The organism is Micrococcus sp. HMSC067E09 (assembly GCF_001812555.1).
Classification (GTDB): Bacteria; Actinomycetota; Actinomycetes; order Actinomycetales; family Micrococcaceae; genus Micrococcus; species Micrococcus lylae.
Genome location: NZ_KV809443.1, coordinates 60,359 through 85,078, shown reverse-complemented (window position 1 = coordinate 85,078; position 24,720 = coordinate 60,359). Strand labels below are relative to the sequence as shown.

Genomic DNA, 24,720 nt, shown 5'->3' with positions numbered 1-24,720 from the left:
ACGACAGTCGGGTCCTCGCCCACGCCACGATCCCGGAGTCCGGCAGCGTCGTCTGGCACACCCATCCCGCGCTCATGCCGGACGCGGCCTCCGACGCCGGGGAGATGCTGCTCGCCCTCGTCGAGGCGCTCGCGCAGCTGCAGCAGACGACCGGTCCATGGCCTGCGTGGGTGCCGGACACGGCCGTCAGATGAGCAGCCGACGCTGTGCGGGCCCAGGACTCCGTGGCCTTTGCGTCCAGCGCTCAGCGCCCGGTGCTGTAGTCGCCCTTGGCGCGGGCGAAGGAGCGGCCGCCGGCGCCGATCAGGAACACGCCGAGCATCGCCAGCACGGACGTCGGCGGCAGGGTGAACGCCAGCACCAGGCAGAGCACCAGGCCCAGGACGTTCACGGCGCGCGGGACCCGCAGCGGGCGGTCGCCGCTCAGGGTCAGGGCGGAGAGGTTCGTCACGGCGTAGTAGACGAGCACGCCGAAGGAGCTGAAGCCCACCACGGTGAGGATGTCCGTGGCCAGCAGCAGCACGATGACGAAGACCGCCACCACCGTCTGGCCCACCCAAGGGGTCTGCGCCGGGCCGCCGACCGTCGCCAGCGGGCGCGGCAGGTCGCCCTCCCGGGCCATGGCCAGGGCGGTGCGCGAGATGCCGGTGAGCAGGTTCAGCATGGCGCCCACGCACGCCAGGGCGGCCGCCACCAGGGCCACCCAGCCCCATCCGGTGCCGAGCGTGGCCTCGAGCCCGGCGCGCACCGGGGCCTGGGACAGCGCCAGCCCGGTCCCGCCGAGGGCGCCGAGCAGGCCTGCGGCCAGCAGCACGTAGAGCACCACCGTGAACGCCAGGGCGCCCAGCACGGCGCGCGGGATGGTGCGGCGTGGGTCGATGACCTCCTCGCCCATCGTGGCGACGCGCGCGTAGCCGGCGAAGGAGAAGAACAGCAGGCCCGCCGCCATGAGCACCCCCAGCGCGGACGGATCCCCGAGCGCCTCCGCGCCGTCGGCGTCCCCGCCCCGGTCCCCGAGGGCCAGCCCTGCCACCACGGCCAGGGCCAGGACTGCCAGGACGGGGATGAGGATCGCCACCGTGACCTGGGCGGTGCGGGTCGCGCCCAGCACGGCCACCACGGTGAGCACCACGACGGCGGCGACGCCCACGACCCGGGCGAGCAGGCCGTCGTCGGGAAAGACATAGAGGCCCACGGTGGCCGCCATGGCGGCCACGGACGCGGTCTTGCCGGTGACGAACCCCCAGCCGGCCAGGAAGCCCGGCCACGGGCCGAGCTGCTCGCGGCCGTACACGTAGGTCCCGCCGGAGGCCGGATGCACGGTGGCCAGCTGGGCGGTGGACAGGGCGTTGCACGTCGCCACGACGGCCGCCAGGCCCAGCGCCAGGTACAGGGCACCGGCGTGGCCGCCGGTCAGCGCGGCGGCCAGGCCGAGCGCCGTGAACGCGCCGGCGCCCACCATCGAACCGACGCCGATCACGGTCGCCTGGGGCAGGGTCAGGGTGCGCTGCAGGGTGCCGGACACGGCCGTCCTCTTCCTCGGGTGCGGTCGGTGGAGGGGGTGCCGGTAGACTCTGGGCGGTCACACCCCTGTCCTGCATGACTACCACAGCGGTGTGGCACCCCCATGAACCCGCGACGACGTCCGGCGACCCCGGACGAGGAGGAACCCGTGCTTCGCACCCACACCCTCGGCGAGCTGAATGCCTCGCTCATCGGCCAGACCGTCACCGTCACCGGCTGGGTGGCCCGCCGCCGGGACCACGGCGGCGTGGCCTTCGTGGACCTGCGCGACCGCTCCGGCTTCGCCCAGATCGTCGTCCGCGATGAGGCGGACTTCGACCCGCTGCGCAACGAGTGGGTCCTGAAGGTCACCGGCGTCGTCGAGCGTCGCCCCGAGGGCAACGAGAACCCGAACCTGCCCTCCGGCGAGATCGAGCTGATCGTGGACGAGCTGACGGTCCTCAACCGTGCCGCCGCCCTCCCGTTCCAGGTGGACGAGCACGTGGAGGTCGGCGAGGAGACCCGCCTGCGCCACCGCTACCTGGACCTGCGCCGTCCGCAGCCGGCCAAGATCATGGCCCTGCGCTCCGAGGCCAATCGCATCGCCCGCGAGCTGCTGCACTCCGAGGGGTTCCTCGAGGTCGAGACCCCGACCCTCACCCGCTCCACCCCGGAGGGTGCCCGCGACTTCCTGGTCCCGGCCCGCCTGGCCCCGGGCTCCTGGTACGCCCTGCCGCAGTCCCCGCAGCTGTTCAAGCAGCTGCTCCAGGTGGGCGGCATCGAGAAGTACTACCAGCTGGCCCGCTGCTACCGCGACGAGGACTTCCGCGCGGACCGTCAGCCGGAGTTCACCCAGCTGGACATCGAGGCCTCCTTCGTGGAGCAGGACGACATCATCACCCTGGGCGAGAAGATCGTGCAGGCGCTGTGGGCGAAGGTCGGCGTGGACGTCGACCTGCCGATCCGCCGCATGACCTACGACGAGGCCATGACCAAGTACGGCTCGGACAAGCCGGACCTGCGCTTCGGCCTCGAGCTGACCGACCTGACCGAGTACTTCAAGGACACCCCCTTCCGCGTGTTCCAGAACGAGTACGTCGGCGCCGTCGTGATGCCCGGCGGCGCCTCCCAGGCGCGCCGCACCCTGGACGCCTGGCAGGAGTGGGCCAAGCAGCGCGGGGCCAAGGGCCTGGCCTACGTGCTCATCCAGGAGGACGGCACCCTCACCGGCCCGGTCTCCAAGAACATCACCGAGGAGGAGAAGGCCGGTCTGGCCGCCGCCACCGGTGCGAACCCGGGCGACTGCATCTTCTTCGCCGCCGGCAGGCCGAAGGAGTCCCGCGCGCTGCTCGGCGCCGCCCGCGTGGAGATCGGCCGTCGCTGCGGCCTGTTCAAGGACGCCGGCCCGGAGGTTCCGGTGCACGAGGCCGACTGGTCCTTCGTGTGGGTCGTGGACGCCCCGATGTTCGAGCCTGCGGCGGAGGCGGAGGCCTCCGGCGACGTGGCCGTCGGCTCCGGCGCGTGGACCGCCGTGCACCACGCGTTCACCTCGCCGAAGCCCGAGTTCATGGACACCTTCGACACCGACCCGGGCTCCGCCCTGGCGTACGCCTACGACATCGTCTGCAACGGCAACGAGATCGGCGGCGGCTCCATCCGCATCCACGACCAGGACGTGCAGAAGCGTGTCTTCGAGGTCATGGGGCTGTCCCAGGAGGACGCGGAGGAGAAGTTCGGCTTCCTGCTGGAGGGCTTCAAGTTCGGCGCCCCGCCGCACGGCGGCATCGCGTTCGGCTGGGACCGGGTGGTGGCCCTGCTGGCCGGCACCGACTCGATCCGCGAGGTCATCGCGTTCCCGAAGACCGGCGGCGGCTACGACCCGCTGACCGCGGCCCCGGCCCCGATCACCGCGCAGCAGCGCAAGGAGGCCGGCGTGGACGCCAAGCCGGAGGACAAGAGGGCCGCCGCCGAGCAGAAGGAGGCCGCGAAGGGCGAGGCGAAGCCCTGATCTCGGACCGGGCCTGACGGCTGAGCGGGCCTGACGGCTGAGCGGGGCCCGTGGGGGACCCTGCGTGGACGTGGCCGCTCTCAGACGAGGAATCGTCCTGAGGGTGGCCACGACCGTTCACGGTCGGGGTTGTCCACGTCCGCGGCTGTTCCTTCAGCCCCGGCGCGGGCTCTTGAGCTCGTCCGAGTCCACGATCAGCGTGAACGGGCCGGAGTTGGTCAGCGTCACCTCCATCTGGGCGCCGAACACGCCGCGCTCCACGCGCACGCCGGCGGACTCGAGCTCGGCCATGAACCGCTCGTAGAGCGGCTGCGCCCGGTCGCCCTTGGCCGAGCGGGTCCAGGTCGGTCGGCGGCCCCTACGCACGTCCCCGTAGAGGGTGAACTGGCTGATCACCAGCGCCGGGGCCACGGCGGTGAGCAGGGACCGCTCGTCCTCGAGCATCCGCAGCCCGGCCACCTTCTGCGCCACCTGCACGGCCTCAGCCTCGGTGTCCTCCACGCTCACGCCCAGCAGGACCACCAGGCCCTCGCCCTCGAACCGTCCCACCACCTCTCCGGCGACGGTCACGGACGCGGAATCGGCTCTCTGGCATACGGCTCGCATGGGCACCATGCTCGCACGCCCCGTCACCCGGCGAGCCCCAGCAGAGGACGCCCGCCCCGTCCCCGGTGAGCCCCAGCAGAGGACGCCCGCCCCGCCCTCGGCATGCCCCCGCAGAAGACGCACGCCCCGTCTCCGGCACGTCCCCCAGAGGACGCACGACGACGGAGCGCACCTGACAGCGTCAGGTGCGCTCCGTCGTCGGGATGGGTGCGGCGCGGCCGTGCTATGACCGACCGTCTGTGTGCGGTGCGTCGGAATCCGGCCCGTCAGGACGTCGATTCCGACCCGTGGCACACAGCCGACGTCCGCGGCCGGCTCACTTCCGGGTGGGATTCACCTCGTAGACGGTGGTGGAGCCGGAGACCTCGTTGGCCACGATCAGCAGGGCCACACCGGACGGGGACTCGGAGGCGGGGACGAACTCGAGGCCCTCGGCGCCCATGTCGCCGTAGTTCGCCTCGTCGCCCTCCTCTGCGTCCCAGTTGCGCTCGTTGACGTAGTCCACGAAGGTCGCGGCGGTCGGGTCGGTGATGTCGAAGACCATCACGCCGCCGATGCGCTCCAGTCCCAGGAAGGCGTAGGTGCGGCCCTGGACCTTGCCGACCACCACGGACTCCGGCTCCGGACCCTTGTCGTCGGAGCGGCTGTCGAAGGACGGGGTCTCGTCGTTGTTGGCGTTGAACGCCTCGGCCGGCAGCTCACCGGCGGCGATCAGGTCCGCGATGGTCTGCTCCACCAGGCCGGCGGAGTCGAAGAGGCGCTCCCCGTCCGCGGTGTAGACGGAGAAGCCGCGGCCGCCCAGGGTGTGCAGCTGGGCGATGCACTCGCGCTCGGCGTCCCAGCCGAGGTCGGTGAGCACGTTGAGGCGGCCGAGGTTCTCGTTCTTCTGCAGTTCGGCAGCATTCGGGTACTCGGCCTCGCAGAGGGTCAGGTCCTTCACGCGCTCGGTGTCCACGTAGTCGCCCCACTCGCGGGAGTCTCCCTCGTTGGCGGTGAGGATCAGGTCCTGGCCGCGGTGGCGGTAGACGTCGATGCCGTCCGGCATGGGGACCCCGAGCACCGGCCAGTGACGCAGCTCGATGCCGGAGTCCCGGTTGGAGGCGTCGAACTTCCCCTCGGTGGACCAGTCGGTGAGCTGCAGGGCCCAGAAGTCCTTCAGGGAGGCCGACTTCAGGTCCACGGCCGCCACGGCGTTGGCCTCCTGCACGGAGACGTAGGCGGTGCGGCCGGTCGGGTCGATGGTCACGTACTCCGGCTCGAGGTTGCGGGCGATGTACCCGGCGTCCGGCTGACCGGCCGGGGTCTGCACGTCCGGGCCGAACACGCGGACGCCCTCCGGCAGCGCGGTGCCCTCGTCGAAGGCGCGGAAGTCCACGGTGCGCACCGAGTCCTGGGACAGGCGGGAGAACTGCTGCGCGTTCCTCGGGACGCTGATCACGGAGATCGAGCCCTCCGGGTCCACGGAGAAGTCGTCGGCCGGCTCGCCCTCGTTGGCCACCACGGCGTAGCCGCCGGAGAAGGCCACGGAGTCCGGGAGGGCGCCCACGCGGACGGCGCCGAGCGGGGCCAGGGTGGAGGTCTGGAAGAAGGCGACCCAGCCGAGGTCGGTCTTCTCCGGGGCCTCGACCGAGACGGCCATGATGCCGCCGTGCACGGCCACCGAGTTCACGGTGGAGCCGGCCGGGATCACCGAGCCGTCCGCGGCGGCCACGCCGGCCATCTCGAGGGTGGAGGAGTAGGTCGGGGCGGCGGCGTCGTCCACGTCAAGCACGTCCACGGCGCCGTTCTCCGCGTTGACCACGAAGAGGCGGTCGGTCGAGGCGTCGAAGGCCGGGATCTCGGAGGCCGAGGCGTCGAACACGCCGGTCTCGTGGGTGCCGGCCGGGGACAGCTCCACGGTCTTGCCGGAGGGGTTGGCCTTCTGGCCGTGGCCCTTGCCGTGGTTGCCCGCGTGGTGGCCCTTCTGCGCGGCGGCCGAGTGCGGGGCCGGGGCGGCGGTGGTGGCGGGGGCGAGGACCGCGGCGGACAGGGCCGTGGCGGTCAGGGCGGTCGCGGCCGCGGCGGCGACGGTGCGGTGCAGGGGGCGCATGGGCGGGGAGACTTCCTTCGTCGGTTCGGCCGTCGGGCGCAGCGCAGCGCCCGGGCATCGGCGGGGGCCCGTCCACCTGACATGCCCCGGGTGAACCCAGGGTGAGCGCTGTGTGACGCGGCCGGCACGGGGAGCGGAACGGCCGTCGTCGGGACGGCGGCCGTCAGGACGACGGTCGGCTGGAACGGGCACCGCCGCCGCTGGGAAGCAGGCCCCGTCGCGCAGGATCGTCCCCGCCCCTGCGCGGGTGCAGTGCGGCGGCGGATGCGGGCGCCTGCACGGACTGCCGGTGCGCACCGCGCCCCGCCCGTCCACCGTGTCCGGCCGAAGCCCTAGGCTGGTGGGGCCATGAACGACCTCTTCACCTCCGCCCAGGACCCCGACGACGGCGGCTCGCCCTCCGGCGACCGCCGGGCCCCGGGCGTGTCCCGCCAAGCCGAGGCGTCCGTGCGCTCCTCGGCCGCGCCGCTGGCGGTGCGCATGCGTCCGAGGTCGGTGGACGAGATCCTCGGCCAGGACCACCTGCTGCGCCCTGGTGCCCCGCTGCGCAAGCTCGCCGCTTCCTCGGGTGAGGGCTACACGGGTGCTGCGGGGCCCAGCTCGATCGTCCTGTACGGGCCGCCAGGCATCGGCAAGACGACCATCGCGCACGTGATCGCCCGCGGCGAGGGCCGGAGGTTCGTGGAGCTGTCCGCCATCTCCGCCGGTGTGAAGGACGTCCGCCAGGTGATGGACCGCGCCCGCGAGGAGCGTGACCTCTACGGGCGCACCACCGTGCTGTTCCTGGACGAGATCCACCGCTTCACCAAGGCTCAGCAGGACGCGCTGCTGCCGGGGGTGGAGAACCGCTGGGTGGTGCTCGTGGCGGCCACCACGGAGAACCCGAGCTTCTCGGTGATCGCCCCGCTGCTGTCCCGCTCCCTGCTGCTCACCCTGCGTCCGCTGCAGGACGCGCACATCGAGGGGCTGCTCGCCCGTGCTGTGGAGGACGAGCGCGGCCTCAACGGCGTGGTGGTCCTCTCGGACGCCGCCCGCGACTACCTGGTTCGGATGGCGGGCGGGGACGCCCGCCGTTCCCTGACCGTCCTGGAGGCCGCCGCCGGCGTCGCCCTGGACCGCGTGGAGCAGGAAGGCCTCGACGAGGACGAGGAGGGCATCACCGTCACCGAGGCCGACGCCGCACAGGCCATGGACCGCGCCGTCCAGCGCTACGACAAGGACGGAGACCAGCACTACGACGTCATCTCTGCGTTCATCAAGTCCATCCGCGGCTCGGACGTGGACGCCGCCATGCACTACCTCGCCCGGATGCTGGAGGCGGGGGAGGACCCGCGGTTCATCGCCCGGCGCCTGATCATCTCCGCCTCCGAGGACGTGGGCATGGCCGACCCCACCGCGCTGCAGACCGCGGTGGCCGCCGCGCAGGCCGTGCAGCTGATCGGCATGCCGGAGGGGAGGATCGTCCTCGGCCAGGCCGTCACCCACCTGGCGACCGCGCCGAAGTCCAACGCCAGCTACAACGCGGTGAACGCCGCCATCGCGGACGTGCGCGCCGGCGGCACCGGCCAGGTCCCGCCGCACCTGCGCGACGCCCACTATCCGGGCGCCGCCGCCCTCGGCCACGGCAAGGGCTACGTGTACTCGCACGACGAGCCGCACGCCGTCGCCCGCCAGCAGTACGCCCCGGACCCGCTCGTGGGGAAGGACTACTACGCCCCCAAGCCGATCGGCCACGAGAAGCGCCTGGCCGAGCAGGTGGCCGCGCTGCGCCGCATCCTCCGCGGCGCCGGCTGAGACACCTGGTAGAGTGGTCCACCGTCTGGCAGGCGTCGCGTCCCGGACGATCCCCCTCACCCCGCTGAGAACGGGCACCTGTGTGCCCGGCACGGCTGCGTGGGGGAGCGCGGCGCCGTGGTGACGACGGGCCCGCGATGCGCCCCTCAGCCCTCCGACGGATCGACCGGAGGCCAGGTTCCGCACCGTTCTCGACCCCGCACGGCCACGCCGTGTCCGGGCGCTTGACGGCGGCGCGGAGACAAACCCGAACGGCATCGCACGTCAAGGAAAGTGAGGACCACCCATGAGTGGCAACCTGCGCACCCGCCGCACCGTGCGGCACTCCCGCGCCCTGGGCATCGCCCTGACCCCGAAGGCCGAGAAGTACATGGAGCGCCGTCCGTACGGCCCCGGTCAGCACGGCCGCGCCCGTCGCCGGGCGGACTCCGACTACGCGGTGCGCCTGAAGGAGAAGCAGCGCCTGCGCGCCCAGTACAACATCCGCGAGGCCCAGATGCGTCGCTACTTCGAGGAGGCCAAGCGCACCGAGGGCCTGACCGGTGAGAACCTGGTCGAGCTGCTCGAGATGCGCCTGGACGCCCTGGTGCTGCGCGCCGGCTTCGCCCGCACCATCCAGCAGGCCCGCCAGTTCGTCGTGCACCGCCACATCACCGTGAACGGCAAGCGCGTCGACATCCCGTCCTTCCGTGTGAAGGAGGGCCAGGTCATCGAGGTGCACGAGCGCTCCGCCAAGTTCGAGCCCTTCCAGGTCGCCGCCGCCGGCGCCCACCAGCAGGTCCTGCCGGCCACCCCGGGCTACCTGACGGTGGAGATCGACAAGCTGCGCGCCACCCTGTCCCGCCGCCCCAAGCGCTCCGAGGTCCCGGTGACCTGCGAAGAGCAGCTTGTGGTCGAGTACTACGCGCGCTGATCCCGTCCCCGGCAGGCCGCCTCGGCGGCTTCACGACGACGTCACGCGTCTCCGGCAGGCCCGGCCCCTCGTCGAGGGGCCGGGCCTCCGGCGTGTCCGGGCCCGTCCGCTGTGTGCGGAATCTCGGGGCCAGGCCCGGGGATTCTGCGGCGTTCTGCCGCTGACCGGCGGTAAAGTCGTCCAGGACCGTGTCCCAGATCGACGAGCGCCCGTGCAGCGGGGCAGAAGGTGGGCAGCGATGATCAAGCAGGTGCTGATGCTCGGCGCCGGTGCCGCCGCAGGCTGGATCGGCCACATGGCCCTGGGCAGGGGCCGCGACGCCGCGGCCGTCAAGGCCGAGGAGACGCTGCGCACCACCCTCCATCCGTCCACTCTCGGCCGCAACGCCGGGGCCGCCACCGCCACCCTGCTCGCCGAGGGCGTCCGTGGCTTCGCCGCCCAGCTGCGCGAGGAGGTCCCCGCCTGGAGGACCGTCTCCGACCGCCTCGGCACCCAGGGCCGCCAGACCATCAGCGGCGAGACCGTGGACGCCCCGTCCGCCGCGGGCACCGGCGCCCCCGGGCAGGGCGCCGCCGGATCCGCCGCCGCGCAGGGCGCCGCGACCGGGCACGAGACCACCACGACCCCGCAGACCACCTCCGAGGAGCACACCGCATGAAGACCCAGGACATCGCCCAGCGCTGGCTGGACTTCTTCGAGAAGAAGGGCCACACCGTGGTCCCGTCCTCCTCCCTGGTGTCCCCGGACCCGTCCCTGCTGTTCACGGTGGCCGGCATGGTGCCCTTCATCCCCTATTTCCTGGGCGAGCAGACGCCGCCGTACGAGCGCGCCGTGTCCGTCCAGAAGTGCATCCGCACCGCGGACATCGAGGAGGTCGGCAAGACCGTCCGCCACGGGACCTTCTTCCAGATGTGCGGCAACTTCTCCTTCGGCGACTACTTCAAGGAGAAGGCCATCCCGATGGCCTGGGAGCTGCTCACCACCCCGCAGGAGGAGGGCGGCTACGGCCTGGACCCGGACCGTCTGTGGGTGACCGTCTACAACGACGACGACGAGGCCGCGCAGATCTGGCAGGACGTGGTGGGGCTGCCGCCCGAGCGCATCCAGCGCATGGGCGAGGAGGACAACTACTGGAACACCGGCCAGCCCGGCCCGGGCGGCCCGTGCTCCGAGATCTACTTTGACCGCGGCCCCGAGTACGGCGTCGAGGGAGGCCCGGCGGCGGACGACACCCGCTACCTGGAGATCTGGAACCTCGTGTTCATGCAGTACCGCCTCTCCGCGGTCCGCTCCAAGGACGACTTCGACATCGCCGGCGAGCTGCAGCACAAGAACATCGACACCGGCCTCGGCCTCGAGCGCCTCGCCATGCTCCTGCAGGGCGTGGAGAACATGTACGAGACGGACCAGGTGCGCCCGGTCCTGGACCGCGCCGCCGAGCTGGCCGGCGTGGAGTACACCTCCACCGAGGACCCGAAGGACCCGCACTACGACGACGACGTGCGCCTGCGCATGATCGCCGACCACGTGCGCTCCTCGCTGATGCTCATCTCGGACGGTGTCACCCCGGGCAACGAGGGCCGCGGCTACGTGCTGCGCCGGCTGATCCGCCGCGTCATCCGCGCCATGCGCCTGATGGGGGTGACGGACCCGGTGCTGCCGGAGCTGCTGCCCGTCTCCCGTGACGCGATGGCCGGCACCTACCCGGTGGTCGCCGAGCAGTGGGACCGCATCCGCCGCGTGGCGTTCAACGAGGAGAAGACCTTCTCCCGCACCATCGCCGCCGGCACTGCGCGCCTGGACGCCGCGGTCTCCACCGCGAAGTCCGAGGGGCACGGTCTGGCCGGCAGGGACGCCTTCGAACTGCACGACACCTACGGCTTCCCGATCGAGCTGACCCTCGAGATGGCCGCTGAGGCCGGCGTCGAGGTGGACGAGGCCGGCTTCCGGGCGCTCATGCAACAGCAGCGCGACCGCGCCCGTGCGGACGCCAAGTCCAAGAAGTCCGGCCATGCGGACACCGAGGTGTACCAGCAGCTGCGCGGGGAGGGACAGACGCACTTCACCGGGTACACCGAGTTCGCCACCGAGTCTGTCATCCGCGGCCTGATCGCGGACGGCGCCTCCGTGCAGTCCGCCTCCGCCGGCCAGGAGCTGGACCTGGTGCTCGACGCCACCCCGTTCTACGCGGAGGCCGGCGGCCAGGCCGCGGACCGCGGCGTCATCACCGGCGACGGCTTCGAGCTGGACGTCCTGGACGTCCAGGCCCCGGTGAAGGGCCTGTCCGTGCATCGCGTCCGCGTCAGGCATGGCGAGGTCTCCGCCGGGGCCGCCGCCCTCGGATCCATCGACGTGCAGCGCCGCCTGGACGCCGAGAAGGCGCACACCGGCACGCACATCGTGCACGCCGCCCTGCACGAGATCCTCGGCAGGGAGGCCACGCAGTCCGGCTCCTTCAACAAGGAGGGGTACCTGCGCTTCGACTTCCGCTGGTCGGAGGCCGTCTCCCCGATGGCCCGCTCGGAGATCGAGGACCTCGCCAACGTCGCCATCCGGGACAACCACACCGTCCTGACCAAGGAGATGTCCCTGGACGAGGCCAAGGCCATGGGCGCCCTGTCCCTGTTCGGCGAGAAGTACGGCGACCGCGTCCGCGTGGTCGAGATCAACGGCGACTTCTCCCGTGAGCTCTGCGGCGGCACCCACGTGAACCGCACCGCGGAGATCGGCGCCCTGACCCTGCTCGGCGAGCAGTCCGTGGGCTCGGGCAACCGCCGCGTGGAGGCCCTCGTGGGTCTGGACGCGTTCCGACACCTGGCCGCCGAGCGCACCCTCGTCTCGGACCTGTCCGAGATGTTCAAGGCTCCGGCCGACCAGCTCAAGGACCGCATCGGCGCGACCATGGAGAAGCTCAAGGCCGCCGAGCGGCAGGTCGCCGAGCTCAAGGCCGCGCAGCTGCAGGCCGAGGCCGGCCGGCTCGTGGCCGAGGCGCAGGAGGTGACCACCGCCGGCGGCACTGCCGTCACGGTGCTCGCCCACCACGCCGGTGCCGTGGACGGCGGCCAGCTGCGCTCGCTCGTGCTGGACCTGCGCACGCGACTGGAGTCCGCCGCCGGCAACGCCGCGGGCACCCCGGTGCTCGTCGCCATGACCGCCGAGGCCAAGGGACGTCCGCTCATCGTGGCCGCCACCAACGAGGCCGCCCGCGCGGCGGGCCTGAAGGCCGGTGCCATGGTCAAGGTCGCCACCGGCGTGCTCGGCGGCGGAGGCGGCGGCAAGGACGACGTCGCCCAGGGCGGCGGTCAGGACGCCGCCAAGGTGGACGAGGCCCTGCGGGCCGTGGCCGAGGCGGTCCGCTCCGCGTGAGGGCCGAGCAGCAGCCGGACATCGGCACCGACGCCGTGCGCCGAGGGCGCACCCTCGGTGTCGACGTCGGGCGCGCCCGCGTCGGCCTGGCCTCCGCGGACCCGGACGGGCTGATCGCCACCCCGCTGCGCACCCTGCGGCGCGACGCGAGGAAGGGCTCGGACGTGCGGCTGGCCGTGCAGGAGGCCCTCGAGGCGGAGGCGGTGGCCGTCTACGTCGGTCTGCCGCTGAACCTGCAGGGGCAGTGGACCCCGTCCACCGAGGACGCCGTGGCCTACGCGTCCCGGCTCGCCGAGGCCTTGGCCGAGGCCGGCTCGGGCGCCGTCGTCCGCCTCGTGGACGAGCGCATGTCCACAGTGACGGCGCAGCGCGGGCTGCAGGCCTCGGGACGCTCTGTCAAGGACAGCCGTGAGGTGATCGACCAGGCCGCGGCCGTGGCCATCCTGCAGGCTGCCGTGGACACGCAGCGTCGGACCGGCGCGTGGGCCGGCGACCCCGTCGACGACGTCATCCAGAAGGAGACCCAGTGACCCGCCCCGGAGACGAGACGCCCCCGGAGGCCGACCCGCATCAGGGTCCGTTCGAGAGCCTGCCGTCGAGCGTCCCGGACGACGACCTGGTCGACACCTTTCGCCTGCCGGGCGAGCCGGCTCGCAGCACGGAGGCCGCCCCCGTGCACCCGGACGGTCCCGCGTCGCCGCCGGAAGACCATGCCGCCGGTCAGGCCGGTCAGGACGCTGCCGCGTCCGCCGGCGCCTCCGGCCCTCCCGACGACGGCCGCCCTGCCGGGCAGGGCGTCTCGCCCGGGCCGACGGACGACTCCGACGGCGCCCCTGCCGCCGGCTCCGGCGACCGGCGCACCTCAGGTGCGGGCCGTCGTCGTGACGAGGAGCTGTATGCCCCCGGCGAGGAGCCGCGCGAGGTGGACCCGGACGACGCCGGCTGGTCCCTGCTCGGGGCCCGGGACGATCGCGAGGACGCGCAGGGTGAGACGGAAGAGGACCCCGTGGCCGCCGAACGACGACGTCTGCGCCGGCGGCGCCGGCTACGAGGCATCATCGTCATCGGCGTGCTGGTCCTGGTGATCGGCTCGATCCTCTCCCGTGTCATCGGCGGCCTGCTGCCCGGCGACGCCGCAGACTACCCGCGCACCAGCGGGGACACAGTCACCTTCACCGTCAACGACGGCGAAGGCGCGATCCTCATCGGCCGGCGCCTCGAGGAGGCCGGGATCGTGGCCTCGGCCGAGGCGTTCAGACAAGCCGCCGAGATGTCCCCGGGCAAGCACATCCAGCCGGGCGAGTACGACATGCAGGAGCAGATGACCGCCGAGGACGCGGTGGAGTCGCTCCAGGGCGCCGGCCGCGGGGCCGTCGCCTACGTGGCGGTCAACCGGGGCGAGCGCCTGCCGGAGGTCCTCGACTCCCTGGCCGCCGCGACGCCCCATGACCGCGCCGAGTTCGCCGAGGCCGTCTCCGACCCCCAGAAGTACGGGCTGCCCGAGCAGGCGACGACGGTCGAGGGCTACCTGGCCTCGGGCGAGTACCGCCTGCCGCTGAAGGACTCCGCCGAGGACATGGTCCGCGCGCTGATCGACCCGACCTTTGCGGAGCTGGAGAAGATGGGGGTCACGGACCCGGACGAGCAGTTCCGCACCGTCACGATCGCCTCGATCGTGGAGGCCGAGGCGCTCCCGGACGACTACCCCATGGTGGCCGGCATCATCGAGAACCGTCTGAAGCCGGACAACCGCGAGACCGACGGTCTGCTGCAGATCGACGCGACCGTCATCTACGGCCTGGGCGAGCGGCGCCTGCAGTTCTCCTCCGCCGAGCGCCGCGACAAGTCCAACGAGTACAACACCTACGTGCACGAGGGCCTGCCCCCGGGCCCGATCGGTGCCCCGTCCCTGAAGGCCATCGACGCGGCGTCGAAGCCGAAGGAGAACGACTACTACTACTGGGTCACCGTGGACATCTCCACGGGCGAGACCAAGTTCGCCAAGACCTACGCCGAACACCAGAAGTACCAGGACGAGTACCGGGCCTACTGCCGCGAGAACCCGGACATCTGCTGATCGGCCCGACGCGCCCCGGCCCGCCTCCGACCGACGGGGACAGGACCGCAGGCGCTTGGGGGAGAGGACGCCATGCACCGCCACGCCGCCGTGATAGGCAGGCCGATCGACCACTCGCTGTCCCCACAGCTGCACCGTGCCGCCTACGCCCACCTGGGCCTGCCGATCGACTACGGGCGGCAGAACCTGGCGCCGGAGGAGCTCGACGGCTTCCTGGCCGCCTGCCGTGACGGGTACGTCGGCCTGTCCGTGACCATGCCGCACAAGCAGGCCGCGGCCGCCGCCGCGACGAGCCGGTCGGCGCGCGTGCAGCTGCTCGGCGCGGCGAACACGCTGGTGTGGGGGCATCCGGAGCACCGGCACCACGGCCTCGGCGATACCGACAGGGGGAGCGGAGCCGCGCACCAGGCCGACGAGGTGGGCCCCTGGGCCCACAACACGGACGTCGAGGGGATCGTGGGCGCCCTGCGCTTCGCCGGCCTGCGCCCGCTGACCGGCGCAGAGACGGTCGGCATCGTCGGCAACGGCGGAACGGCCTCGGCCGCCGTGCTGGCCGCCTCCGTGCTGAAGGCCGGCCGGATCGACCTGTTCGTCCGCAGCGCCGAGCGTGCCGCGCCGCTGGTGGCGCTGGCGCGGGAGTGCGGGATGCAGGCACAGGTGCGCGGCCTGGACGAGCTGGCCGCGGCCGCGCCGGGCCTGGCCGCCGTGGTGTGCACGCTGCCGCCGAGGGCCGCCGACCCCCTGGCCGAGCAGGTGGCCTCGGCCCATCGTGACGGTCATGTCCCGGCAGCGGCGGACGGGACGGTCCGCGGCGACGTCGGGCTGCCGCCCCTGCTGGACGCGGCCTACGACCCGTGGCCCTCGGCGATCGCCGGCGCCTGGCAGGACGCCGGAGGCGCGGTGGTGTCCGGCGTGGAGATGCTGCTCTACCAGGCAGTCGAGCAGGTGCGCCTGTTCGCCGCGGCAGCGGTGGCCCAGGGAGCCGAGGCTGCCCTGCGCGAACGCGTGGAACGGGCAGACTGGGCCGAGGTGACGGACGTGATGGCACGGGCCGTCGGCCTGCCACCGCGCCACTGATCCGGGCGTGCCACTGCTCCAGGCGTGCCGAACCGGGAGTCGGAGTCGGCCCTGGCGACGGCCCCGGCCCTGGCGACGGCCCCCGGCACGGAGGCGCCCACATCCTGGACCGGCAAGTTCGGAGAGTGGACATGCGCGGGGCGAGGGGCCGTCGTCGTGGAGCAGGCGTGAGAGACTGCCGGGCATGGTGCGTTGGCTGACCGCGGGTGAATCGCATGGACCCGCCCTGACCGGAATCATCGAAGGGCTGCCCGCAGGCGTCCCCCTGACCACGAAGGACGTCCAGGACGCCCTCGCGCGGCGACGCCTCGGCTATGGGCGCGGCGCACGCATGACGATCGAGCAGGACGAGGTGACGCTGCTCGGCGGCGTCCGCCACGGCCTCACCCTCGGCTCCCCGGTCGCGATCCAGGTGGGCAACACCGAGTGGCCCAAATGGGAGAAGGTCATGTCCGCCGACCCGGTGGACGAGTCCGACCTGGAAGGCCTCGCCCGCGCTGCGAAGCTCACCCGCCCGCGCCCCGGCCATGCCGACCTCACCGGCATGCAGAAGTACGGCTTCGACGAGGCCCGTCCGCTGCTCGAGCGAGCGTCGGCCCGCGAGACCGCCGCCCGCGTCGCCCTCGGCACCGCCGCCCGGAGCCTGCTCGCCGAGCTCGGGGTGCGGATCGTGTCCCACACTGTCGCCTTCGGTGGAGTGAGCCTGCCGGCCGACGCCGACGTCCCGCTCCCCGAGGACGAACCCCGTCTGGACGAGGATCCGGTGCGCTGCACCGACCCGGAGACCTCCGCAGCGATGGTCGCCGAGGTCGACGCGGCCCGCAAGGAGGGCGAGACCCTCGGCGGCGTGGTCGAGGTGCTCGCCTACGGTGCCCCCATCGGCCTCGGCTCCCACGTGCACTGGGACCGCCGCCTCGACGCGCGTCTGGCCGGTGCCCTCATGGGGATCCAGGCCATCAAGGGCGTGGAGGTCGGTGACGGCTTCGACACGGCTGCCCGGCGCGGCAGCGACGCCCACGACGCCATCGTCCGTGGCGCGGACGGCCGGCCCCGCCGCGCCACCGACCGTGCCGGGGGCATCGAGGCCGGCATGTCCACCGGCGAGGTGCTGCGCGTGCGCGCCGCCATGAAGCCGATCGCCACCGTCCCGCGCGCCCTGGGCACCGTGGACGTGGCCACCGGGGAGGACACCACCGCCCACCATCAGCGCTCCGACGTGGCCGCCGTGCCCGCCGCGGGCATCGTCGCCGAGGCCATGGTGGCCCTTGTCCTGGCCGACGCCGTGATGGAGAAGTTCGGCGGTGACTCGCTGCCGGAGACCAGGCGGAACCTCGAGGCCTTCACCGCCTCGCTCACCCCGCTGCCGGAGCCGACCGGCGAGGCGTCCCACACCCCCATGGGGGACCCGCTGCCGTGAGCCCCACCACCCCCGGCGGCCAGGCCTGGCGCCGGACGGTGCAGGCCGTCGAACGCGAGCTCGAGCGGCTCCGCGTGCCCTCGGCCTGGCTCTGGCGCTGGCGGCTGCGGCGGCGGATCGTGCTGGTCGGCCCCATGGGATGCGGCAAGTCCACCGTCGGCCGGGAGCTGGCGCGGCTCGTGGGGTGTGCGCACCTGGACGCGGACGCCGTCTTCACCCAGGCGCACGGGCCCATCCCGGAGTTCTTCGTCGAGCACGGCGAACCCGCCTTCCGCCGTGCCGAGGAGCAGGTCATGGAACACCTGCTCAGCCGCCACCGTCCGTTCGTGCTCTCCTGCGGCGGGGGCGCGGTGCTCAGCGCCGCCACCCGGCGGCGCCTGAAGGAGTCGGACGACCACGTGGTCCACCTGGACGTGGCCCCGTCCGACGCCCTGCGCAGGGTGCGCGGCGGCCATGGCCGTCCGGCGCTCAAGGGCGACCCGAAGGGGAACTGGGAGCGGCTGCGCAACGAGCGCGACCACCTCTACCGCGAGGTCGCGGACGTGACCATCGACACCACGGGCCTGAGCTCCCAGGACGTCGCCTGGCGTATCGTGGAGTCGGTCCGCCGCCGAAACAAGGAGTGACCGACGCCGATGACCGAACGCCCCCAGGAGCACGAGCAGACCCGCGCCGACGCGGTCTCCGCCGACCCGACCGACCCGGTGGGCGCCCCCGACCCGGGGACCGGCGAGGCCACGGTCATCCCCGTCTCCGGAGGCGCCGCAGCCGCTGCCCGCGGAGGCTACGACGTGGTCGTCGGCCGCGGCCTGCTCGGCCGCCTGCCCGCCATGCTGGGCCCCCACGTCCAGCGGGTGCTGATCATCCACCCCCGCGCCCTGCGCGCCACCGGCGACGTGGTCAAGAACGACCTCGAGGCCGCGGGCCTCACCGCCCTCACCGCAGAGATCCCGGACGCCGAGGAGGGCAAGCACCTCCAGGTCGCAGGCTTCTGCTGGACGGTCCTGGGCCAGAACAACTTCACCCGCTCGGACGCGATCGTCTCCGTGGGCGGCGGAGCCGTCTCCGACCTGGCCGGCTTCGTGGCCGCCACCTGGCTGCGCGGTGTGCGCGTGGTGCACATGCCGACCACCCTGCTCGGCATGGTCGACGCCGCCGTGGGAGGCAAGACCGGCATCAACACGGCCGAGGGCAAGAACCTCGTGGGCTCCTTCCACCCGCCGGCCGGCGTGCTCGCGGACCTGGACACCCTGCTGACCCTGCCGGCCAACGAGCTGATCTCCGGCCTCGCCGAGGTGGTCAAGTGCGGCTTCATCGCAGACCCGACCATCCTCGAGCTCATCGAGGCCGACCCGGAGAAGGCGCAGAACCCCCACTCCGCCGTCCTGCGGGAGCTCATCGAGCGTGCGATCGCCGTCAAGGCCCAGATCGTCACCGACGACCTCAAGGAGACCGGCCGCCGCGAGGCCCTCAACTACGGCCACACCCTGGCACACGCCATCGAGCTGGCCGAGCGCTACCAGTGGCGCCACGGGGCCGCCGTGTCCGTGGGCATGGTCTTCGCCGCCGAGCTCGCCCGCTCCCTGGGCCGCATCGACGACGCGACCGCGGACCGCCACTGGTCCGTGCTCCAGTCCCTCGGCCTGCCGGTGTCCTACCGCGGCGACCGCTGGCAGACCCTCCTCGAGGGCATCCAGCGCGACAAGAAGAACCGCGGAGACCGGCTGCGCTTCGTCCTGCTGGACGGCATCGGCCAGCCGTCCACCGTGGATGTCCCGGACGCCTCGCTGCTGTTCGCGGCCTACCAGGAGATCGCCGAGTGATCCCGGGCCTGCCGTAGACTGGCGGGCGCACATCCGACAAGAAACCGTATCCACTCGCGCGTGCGCTCACCGCCGCGCGTCACGACCGTGGGAGAGAGAACGTGGCAAGCACCAGCGACATCAAGAACGGCGCCGTCCTCAAGCTCGAGGGCCAGCTCTGGAACGTCATCGAGTTCCAGCACGTCAAGCCGGGCAAGGGCGGCGCGTTCGTGCGCACCAAGCTGAAGAACATCACCACCGGCAAGACCGTGGACAAGACGTTCAACGCCGGCGCCAAGGTCGAGCTCGCCACCGTGGACCGCTCGGACTACGAGTACCTGTACCAGGACGGCGAGGACTACGTCTTCATGGACGTGAAGACCTACGACCAGATCCCGGTCTCCGAGGCCGTCGTGGGCGACGCCGCCAAGTACCTCCTCGAGAACGCCAAGGTCACCATCGCCATGAACGAGGGCAGCCCGCTGTACCTCGAGATGCCGGCCTCCGTGGTCCTGGAGATCACCTACACCGAGCCGGGCCTGCAGGGCGACCGCTCCAACGCCGGCACCAAGCCCGCCACTGTGGAGACCGGCGCCGAGGTCCAGGTCCCGCTGTTCGTGGAGCAGGGCACCAAGATCAAGGTCGACACCCGCACCGGCGACTACCTGGGCCGCGTCAATGACTGAGTCCGCCTCCTCCGCCAGGCGCGGCGGGACGGCGCGCAGCCGGTCCCGCCTGCGCGCCGTCGAGATCCTCTTCGAGGCGGAGCAGCGCGGCACGACCCCGGACGAGGGCATCCGTGCCCGCGTCGACCACACCGACCTGCGCGTCAACGCGTACGCCCAGCAGGTGATCGACGGCGTGATCACCGAGCAGGAGCGCCTCGACGAGGCCCTGACCTCCTACTCGCGCGGCTGGTCCCTGGACCGCATGCCCGCCGTCGACCGCGTGATCCTGCGCGTCGGGGCATGGGAACTGCTGTTCAACGACGAGGTCCCGGACGGCGTCGCCGTCGCCGAGGCCGTCACCCTCGCCCAGCAGCTGTCCACCGACGAGTCCCCGGAGTTCGTGAACGGCCTCCTCGGCCGGCTCCAGCAGGTCAAGCCGACCCTGCTCGCCTGAGACGCACCCCACACGCCCGAGGGTCCGGAGCCTGTCACAGAGCGGGTCTGCGGGCCCTCGGTGTTGGTAGGGTGGGAACCGCGCGCCGCGGCCTGTGGGCCGAACGGCCCGCACGCCCGGCAGACCGGGCACGATCGCATCCTTTAACGTCCGTCCCGTGAGGCGGGGAAGGAGGCGCCGGCATGGGAGCAGATCCCACCGCACCTCGCTCTGACCGAGCCCGAGCCGCCCGGACCGTGCTGTCCGGAGCGGACATCCAGCGCGTGCTCACGCGCATCGCCCACGAGATCCTGGAGTCCAACCGCGGCGCCCAGGACCTGATCCTGTTGGGCATCCCCAGCCGTGGCGTGCCGCTGGCGCAGCGCCTCGGCGAGATCGTCGCCCGCATCGACCCGTCCTTCGACGCCGCCGCCTCCGTCGGCCAGCTCGACGTGACCCTCTACCGCGACGACCTGCGCCGCTCCACGTCCCGCACCCCTGCACCGACCCGGGTCCCCGACCGTGGCCTGGACGGCGCCGTCGTCGTGCTCGTCGACGACGTGCTGTTCTCCGGCCGCACCGTCCGTGCCGCCCTGGACGCCGTCGCCGACCTGGGCCGTCCCGCGGCCGTGCGCCTGGCCACCCTCGTGGACCGCGGCCACCGCGAGCTGCCCATCCGCGCCGACTTCGTGGGCAAGAACCTCCCGACCTCCACCGCCGAGCGCGTCCACGTGGTCCTGTCCGAGACGGATGGGACGGACGTCGAGGACGCCGTGGTCATCACCGACGCCGAGAAGGAGGCCTGAGCCGTGCGCCACCTGCTCTCCACCGTGGACCTCGGCCACGAGGACGCCCTGGCCATCCTGGACACCGCCGAGGAGATGGCGGCCGTCAACGAGCGCGAGGTCAAGAAGCTTCCGTCCCTGCGCGGCCGCACCGTGGTGAACCTCTTCCTCGAGGACTCCACCCGCACCCGCATCTCCTTCGAGGCCGCCGCCAAACGCCTCTCCGCGGACGTCATCAACTTCTCCGCGAAGGGCTCCTCGGTGTCCAAGGGCGAGTCCCTGAAGGACACCGTGCAGACCCTGGCCGCGATCGGCGCGGACGCGATCGTCATGCGCCACTGGTCCTCCGGCGCCGCCCAGCAGCTCGCCGAGTCCGGCTGGGTGGACGCCGCCGTGGTCAACGCCGGCGACGGCACCCACGCACATCCGACCCAGGCCCTCCTGGACGCCTTCACCCTGCGCCGCCGCCTCGCCGGCTCGCGCGGGGTGGACTCCACCGGCACGGACCTGACCGGCATGCGCGTGGTGATCGTGGGGGACATCCTCCACTCCCGCGTCGCCCGCTCCAACGTCTGGCTGCTGCACACCCTCGGCGCGGACGTGGTGGTCGCCGCCCCGCCGACCCTGCTTCCGGTGGGCGTGGGCAGCTGGCCCTGCCGTGTCACCTACTCCCTCGACGAGGCCCTCGCCGAGCGGCCGGACGCCGTCATGATGCTGCGCGTCCAGGCCGAGCGCATGGGCGGTGCCTTCTTCCCGTCCGCAGGGGAGTACACCCGCTCCTGGGGTCTGACGGCAGAGCGGTTCGCCCTGCTGGACTCCCGTGGCGGACAGGTGCTGCAGCAGCCCGTGGTGATGCACCCCGGCCCGATGAACCGGGGCCTGGAGATCTGCGACGCCGCCGCGGACTCGCCGCACAACACCGTCCTCGAGCAGGTGGCCAACGGCGTCTCCATCCGCATGGCCGTCCTGCACCTCGTCCTGAACAACGACCCGGAGGCCTGAGCATGACCGCCACCACCACCGACGCCCCCGTCCTGCTGCGCGGCGCCGCCCTCCCGAACGGCGGGAGCGCCGATGTGCTCGTGGCCGACGGCCGCGTGGCCGCCGTGGACTCCTGCGCCGCCGACCAGTCCCGGGACGTCGAGACGATCGACTGCGCCGGCCTGGTCCTGCTGCCGGGCCTGGTCGACCTGCACACCCACCTGCGCCAGCCCGGCAAGGAGGACGCAGAGACCGTGGAGACCGGCACCCGCGCCGCCGCGATGGGCGGCTTCACCTCCGTCCACGCCATGGCGAACTCCACCCCGACCGCGGACACCGCCGGCGTGGTGGAACAGGTCTGGCGCCTCGGCCGCGCCTCCGGCTGGTGCGACGTGCACCCGGTCGGCGCCGTCACGGTCGGGCTCGCCGGCCAGTCCCTGGCCGACCTCGGAGCGATGGCCGACTCCCAGGCGAAGGTGCGCATGTTCTCCGACGACGGCATGTGCGTGCACGACGCCGTGCTGATGCGCCGCGCGCTCGAGTACGTGAAGGCCTTCGGCGGCTTCGTGGCACAGCACGCCCAGGAGCCGACGCTCACCGCCGGTGCCCAGATGAACGAGTCCGAGCTCTCCGGCGTCCTCGGCCTGGCCGGCTGGCCCGCCGTCGCCGAGGAGGCGATCATCGCCCGTGACGTGCTGCTCGCCCAGCATGTGGAGTCTCGTCTGCACATCTGCCATGTGTCCACGGCCGGCTCCGTGGAGATCATCCGCTGGGCCAAGGAGCGCGGCATCGACGTCACCGCCGAGGTCACCCCGCACCACCTGCTGCTCACCGAGGAGCTCGTCCGTTCCTACAACCCGGTGTTCAAGGTCAACCCGCCGCTGCGCCGTGACGAGGACGTGCACGCCCTGCGGGCCGCGCTGGCGGACGGGACCATCGACACCGTGGGCACCGACCACGCCCCGCACACCGCCGAGACGAAGCAGTGCGAGTGGACCGTGGCGGCCATGGGCATGACCGGGCTCGAGACCGCCCTGCCCGTGGTGCAGGAGGCCATGGTGGAGACCGGCCTGATGGACTGGGCCGGCGTCGCCCGCGTCATGTCCGCGACCCCGGCGCGCATCGCCGGCCTGGAGGACCAGGGCAACGTGGAGGAGGACGGCACCCCGGTCGTCGGCTCCGTGGCCAACCTGCTCCTCTGGGACCCGGCCGTGCGCTGCGTCGTGGACCCCGCCACGCACACCACCAAGTCCCGCAACAGCCCCTATGAGGGCCGCGAACTGCCCGGCCGCACGGTGCACACCTTCTACCGCGGCCGCCGCGTGGTGGCCGACGGCGTCCTCGCGGAGCCGTTCCGCCACGCCCCGGTGGAGGAGGCCCGGTGAGCCCGACGACCCTCACGGCCGGCCAGGCCGTGCTGCTGGCCTCGGGCGTGCGCCCCGTGCCGCCGGCCTCCCCGCTCAAGGACTACTCCGAGCACTACGTCTCGATCATCGCCTGGACCCTCGGGGTCATCGTCGTCCTGGTCGGACTGCTCCTGTGGGGGTGGACCGCACGCAAGCGCCGCCAGTCGGGCATCGCCGCTCCGGAAGCCGTGCCCGCCGCACTCTACGAGGTCGAGCCCGCCGCCGGCTCCCAGGGCATGTACGTGGGCACGGTGCTGGGTCAGGACCGCCTCGACCGCGTCGCCGCCCATGACCTTGGCATCCGCTCCGGGGCGCGCCTGGAGGTGCACACCCTCGGAGAGCACGCCGGCGCTGTGGTGCTCCGCCCGCGGGTGGAGAACGTGTTCGTGCCCGCCGCCGCGCTCCGCGAGTGCGGCACCACCGGCGGCATGGTCGGCAAGTTCGTCGAACCGGACGGACTGGTCGCCTTCACCTGGGACCTCGGGGGCACCGAGGTCACCACCGCCTTCCGACCGCGCGACCCGCAGGACCGCCACGCCCTGCTGGACGCCCTGCAGACCATCATCGACCGCACCGCCACCACCGGTGCCGCACAGGAGGACGCCCGATGAGCCCCACCACCGACCCCGCGCTGCTCGTGCTCGAGGACGGCACAGTCCATCGCGGCCGCGCCTACGGCGCCCGCGGCGCCACCCTGGGAGAGGCCGTGTTCACCACCGGCATGACCGGTTACCAGGAGACCCTGACCGACCCGTCCTACGCCGGCCAGATCGTGGTGCAGACCGCACCGCACATCGGCAACACCGGCGTCAATGCGCAGGACAGGGAATCCCGCGCGATCTGGGTCGCCGGCTACGTCGTCCGCGACGCCGCCCGTCGCCCCTCGAACTGGCGCTCCGAGCGCTCCCTCGACGAGGAGCTGGAGACCCAGGGCATCGTCGGCATCCAGGACGTGGACACCCGCGCGATCACGCGCACCCTCCGGACCGAGGGCTCCATGAAGGCCGGCGTGTTCTCCGGCGAGCAGGCCGAGCGCCCGGTCGCCGAGCTGCTGGAACAGGTCCGCTCCCAGCCGTCCATGAAGGGCCAGTCCCTCGCCGAGACCGTCTCCGCGGCCGAGGCCTACGTCGTGTCCCCGGCCGAGCACGGCTGGGCCGGCGAGCCGGTCGCCCGCATCGCGGCCCTTGACCTGGGCATGAAGGCGGCTACGCCGCGCCACCTCGCCGCCCGGGGCGTCGAGGTGCACGTGCTGCCGGCCACCGCCGACTTCGCGGCCATCCAGGCCGTGGACCCGGACGGGGTGTTCCTCTCGAACGGTCCGGGTGACCCGGCCACCGCGGACCGCCAGGTTCAGACACTCCGCGAGGTCCTGGACGCCGGCCTGCCGTTCTTCGGCATCTGCTTCGGCAACCAGATCTTCGGCCGCGCCCTGGGCTTCGGCACCTACAAGCTGCCGTTCGGCCACCGCGGCCCGAACCAGCCGGTCATGGTCAAGGAGACCGGCCGCGTCGAGATCACCTCCCAGAACCACGGCTTCGCCGTGGACGCCCCCCGCGGCGAGGCCGTCGAGGCCCCCGAGTCCCGCTACGGCCGCGTGGAGGTCTCCCACTGGTCGCTCAACGACGACGTCGTGGAGGGGCTGCGCCTGCTGGACCGCCCGGCCTTCTCCGTCCAGTTCCACCCCGAGGCCACCGCCGGTCCGCGCGACTCGCTCGGCCTGTTCGACCGCTTCGTTGCCCTGCTCACCGAGCACCGCGACTCCCGTTCCGCCCGCACCGCCGAAGGAGCCTGACCC

General features: G+C 72.7%; 21 protein-coding genes. 18 read left to right on the top strand and 3 right to left on the bottom strand.

All coding sequences use genetic code 11. The features are described from left to right. Nucleotides 1–244 precede the first annotated feature (244 nt). Nucleotides 245–1,525 (bottom strand): APC family permease, encoded by a 1,281-nt coding sequence (locus HMPREF2863_RS07280; RefSeq protein WP_070639102.1) that lies wholly within the window; start codon nt 1,523–1,525, stop codon nt 245–247. A gap of 147 nt (nt 1,526–1,672) precedes the next feature. On the opposite strand from HMPREF2863_RS07280, the gene aspS reads away from it, so the two are divergent. Then, a complete protein-coding gene (aspS, locus tag HMPREF2863_RS07275; protein WP_070639157.1) occupies nt 1,673–3,511 on the top strand; it encodes an aspartate--tRNA ligase in 1,839 nt (612 codons plus the stop codon). 153 nt (nt 3,512–3,664) lie between these two features. On the opposite strand, the gene dtd is transcribed toward aspS, so the two are convergent. Together dtd and HMPREF2863_RS07265 are read right to left on the bottom strand one after the other, a co-directional pair. Next, nucleotides 3,665–4,117, bottom strand: a complete 453-nt coding sequence (gene dtd / locus HMPREF2863_RS07270; protein WP_070639100.1) for a D-aminoacyl-tRNA deacylase — start codon at nt 4,115–4,117, stop codon at nt 3,665–3,667. A 316-nt stretch (nt 4,118–4,433) separates the two neighbouring features. Further along, nucleotides 4,434–6,206: a choice-of-anchor I family protein gene (locus tag HMPREF2863_RS07265; protein ID WP_070639098.1), complete on the bottom strand. Its 1,773-nt coding sequence runs from the start codon at nt 6,204–6,206 to the stop codon at nt 4,434–4,436. Between the two features lie 348 nt (nt 6,207–6,554). On the opposite strand from HMPREF2863_RS07265, the gene HMPREF2863_RS07260 reads away from it, so the two are divergent. From HMPREF2863_RS07260 to carA, 17 genes are all read left to right on the top strand, one after another. Further along, entirely contained in the window at nt 6,555–8,000 is a 1,446-nt protein-coding gene (locus tag HMPREF2863_RS07260; protein ID WP_070639096.1) for a replication-associated recombination protein A, read from the top strand. Between the two features lie 286 nt (nt 8,001–8,286). After that, nucleotides 8,287–8,913: a 30S ribosomal protein S4 gene (gene rpsD, locus HMPREF2863_RS07255; protein ID WP_067189454.1), complete on the top strand. Its 627-nt coding sequence runs from the start codon at nt 8,287–8,289 to the stop codon at nt 8,911–8,913. A gap of 238 nt (nt 8,914–9,151) precedes the next feature. Next, nucleotides 9,152–9,571 carry a hypothetical protein gene (locus HMPREF2863_RS07250; RefSeq protein WP_070639094.1) on the top strand — a complete coding sequence of 140 codons (420 nt, stop codon included), beginning with the start codon at nt 9,152–9,154 and terminating at the stop codon, nt 9,569–9,571. Then, nucleotides 9,568–12,279 carry an alanine--tRNA ligase gene (alaS, locus tag HMPREF2863_RS07245; protein ID WP_070639092.1) on the top strand — a complete coding sequence of 904 codons (2,712 nt, stop codon included), beginning with the start codon at nt 9,568–9,570 and terminating at the stop codon, nt 12,277–12,279. Before HMPREF2863_RS07250 ends, alaS begins: the two co-directional genes overlap by 4 nt. Next, nucleotides 12,276–12,809: a Holliday junction resolvase RuvX gene (gene ruvX / locus HMPREF2863_RS07240; protein ID WP_070639090.1), complete on the top strand. Its 534-nt coding sequence runs from the start codon at nt 12,276–12,278 to the stop codon at nt 12,807–12,809. The genes alaS and ruvX overlap by 4 nt, the downstream gene beginning before the upstream one ends. Continuing rightward, nucleotides 12,806–14,356, top strand: coding sequence for an endolytic transglycosylase MltG (mltG, locus tag HMPREF2863_RS07235; protein WP_070639088.1), 1,551 nt, complete (start codon nt 12,806–12,808; stop codon nt 14,354–14,356). The genes ruvX and mltG overlap by 4 nt, the downstream gene beginning before the upstream one ends. Nucleotides 14,357–14,428: 72 nt before the next feature. Further along, a complete protein-coding gene (locus HMPREF2863_RS07230; protein ID WP_070639086.1) occupies nt 14,429–15,433 on the top strand; it encodes a shikimate dehydrogenase family protein in 1,005 nt (334 codons plus the stop codon). A 184-nt stretch (nt 15,434–15,617) separates the two neighbouring features. Next, complete coding sequence (aroC, locus tag HMPREF2863_RS07225; RefSeq protein WP_070639084.1) at nt 15,618–16,850, top strand: chorismate synthase; 1,233 nt, start codon at nt 15,618–15,620, stop codon at nt 16,848–16,850. Next, the gene (locus tag HMPREF2863_RS12180) at nt 16,847–17,476 is read left to right on the top strand and encodes a shikimate kinase (RefSeq protein WP_227718812.1); all 630 of its coding nucleotides are present in this window, start codon (nt 16,847–16,849) and stop codon (nt 17,474–17,476) included. Before aroC ends, HMPREF2863_RS12180 begins: the two co-directional genes overlap by 4 nt. Before the next feature lie 9 nt (nt 17,477–17,485). Then, nucleotides 17,486–18,673: a 3-dehydroquinate synthase gene (gene aroB / locus HMPREF2863_RS07215; protein ID WP_083315294.1), complete on the top strand. Its 1,188-nt coding sequence runs from the start codon at nt 17,486–17,488 to the stop codon at nt 18,671–18,673. Nucleotides 18,674–18,774: 101 nt separating this feature from the next. Beyond that, nucleotides 18,775–19,338: an elongation factor P gene (gene efp, locus HMPREF2863_RS07210; RefSeq protein WP_067189464.1), complete on the top strand. Its 564-nt coding sequence runs from the start codon at nt 18,775–18,777 to the stop codon at nt 19,336–19,338. Beyond that, a complete protein-coding gene (nusB, locus tag HMPREF2863_RS07205) occupies nt 19,331–19,774 on the top strand; it encodes a transcription antitermination factor NusB (protein WP_067189466.1) in 444 nt (147 codons plus the stop codon). The genes efp and nusB overlap by 8 nt, the downstream gene beginning before the upstream one ends. Before the next feature lie 182 nt (nt 19,775–19,956). After that, the gene (gene pyrR / locus HMPREF2863_RS07200; protein ID WP_067189468.1) at nt 19,957–20,559 is read left to right on the top strand and encodes a bifunctional pyr operon transcriptional regulator/uracil phosphoribosyltransferase PyrR; all 603 of its coding nucleotides are present in this window, start codon (nt 19,957–19,959) and stop codon (nt 20,557–20,559) included. Nucleotides 20,560–20,562: 3 nt separating this feature from the next. Continuing rightward, a complete protein-coding gene (locus HMPREF2863_RS07195) occupies nt 20,563–21,540 on the top strand; it encodes an aspartate carbamoyltransferase catalytic subunit (protein WP_070639082.1) in 978 nt (325 codons plus the stop codon). Between the two features lie 2 nt (nt 21,541–21,542). Then, on the top strand, nt 21,543–22,904 hold the full coding sequence (locus HMPREF2863_RS07190; protein WP_070639080.1) for a dihydroorotase: 1,362 nt from the start codon (nt 21,543–21,545) through the stop codon (nt 22,902–22,904). Continuing rightward, nucleotides 22,901–23,536 (top strand): PH-like domain-containing protein, encoded by a 636-nt coding sequence (locus tag HMPREF2863_RS07185; RefSeq protein WP_246828852.1) that lies wholly within the window; start codon nt 22,901–22,903, stop codon nt 23,534–23,536. The genes HMPREF2863_RS07190 and HMPREF2863_RS07185 overlap by 4 nt, the downstream gene beginning before the upstream one ends. Continuing rightward, nucleotides 23,533–24,717 carry a glutamine-hydrolyzing carbamoyl-phosphate synthase small subunit gene (carA, locus tag HMPREF2863_RS07180; protein WP_067189474.1) on the top strand — a complete coding sequence of 395 codons (1,185 nt, stop codon included), beginning with the start codon at nt 23,533–23,535 and terminating at the stop codon, nt 24,715–24,717. Before HMPREF2863_RS07185 ends, carA begins: the two co-directional genes overlap by 4 nt. Nucleotides 24,718–24,720 lie beyond the last annotated feature (3 nt).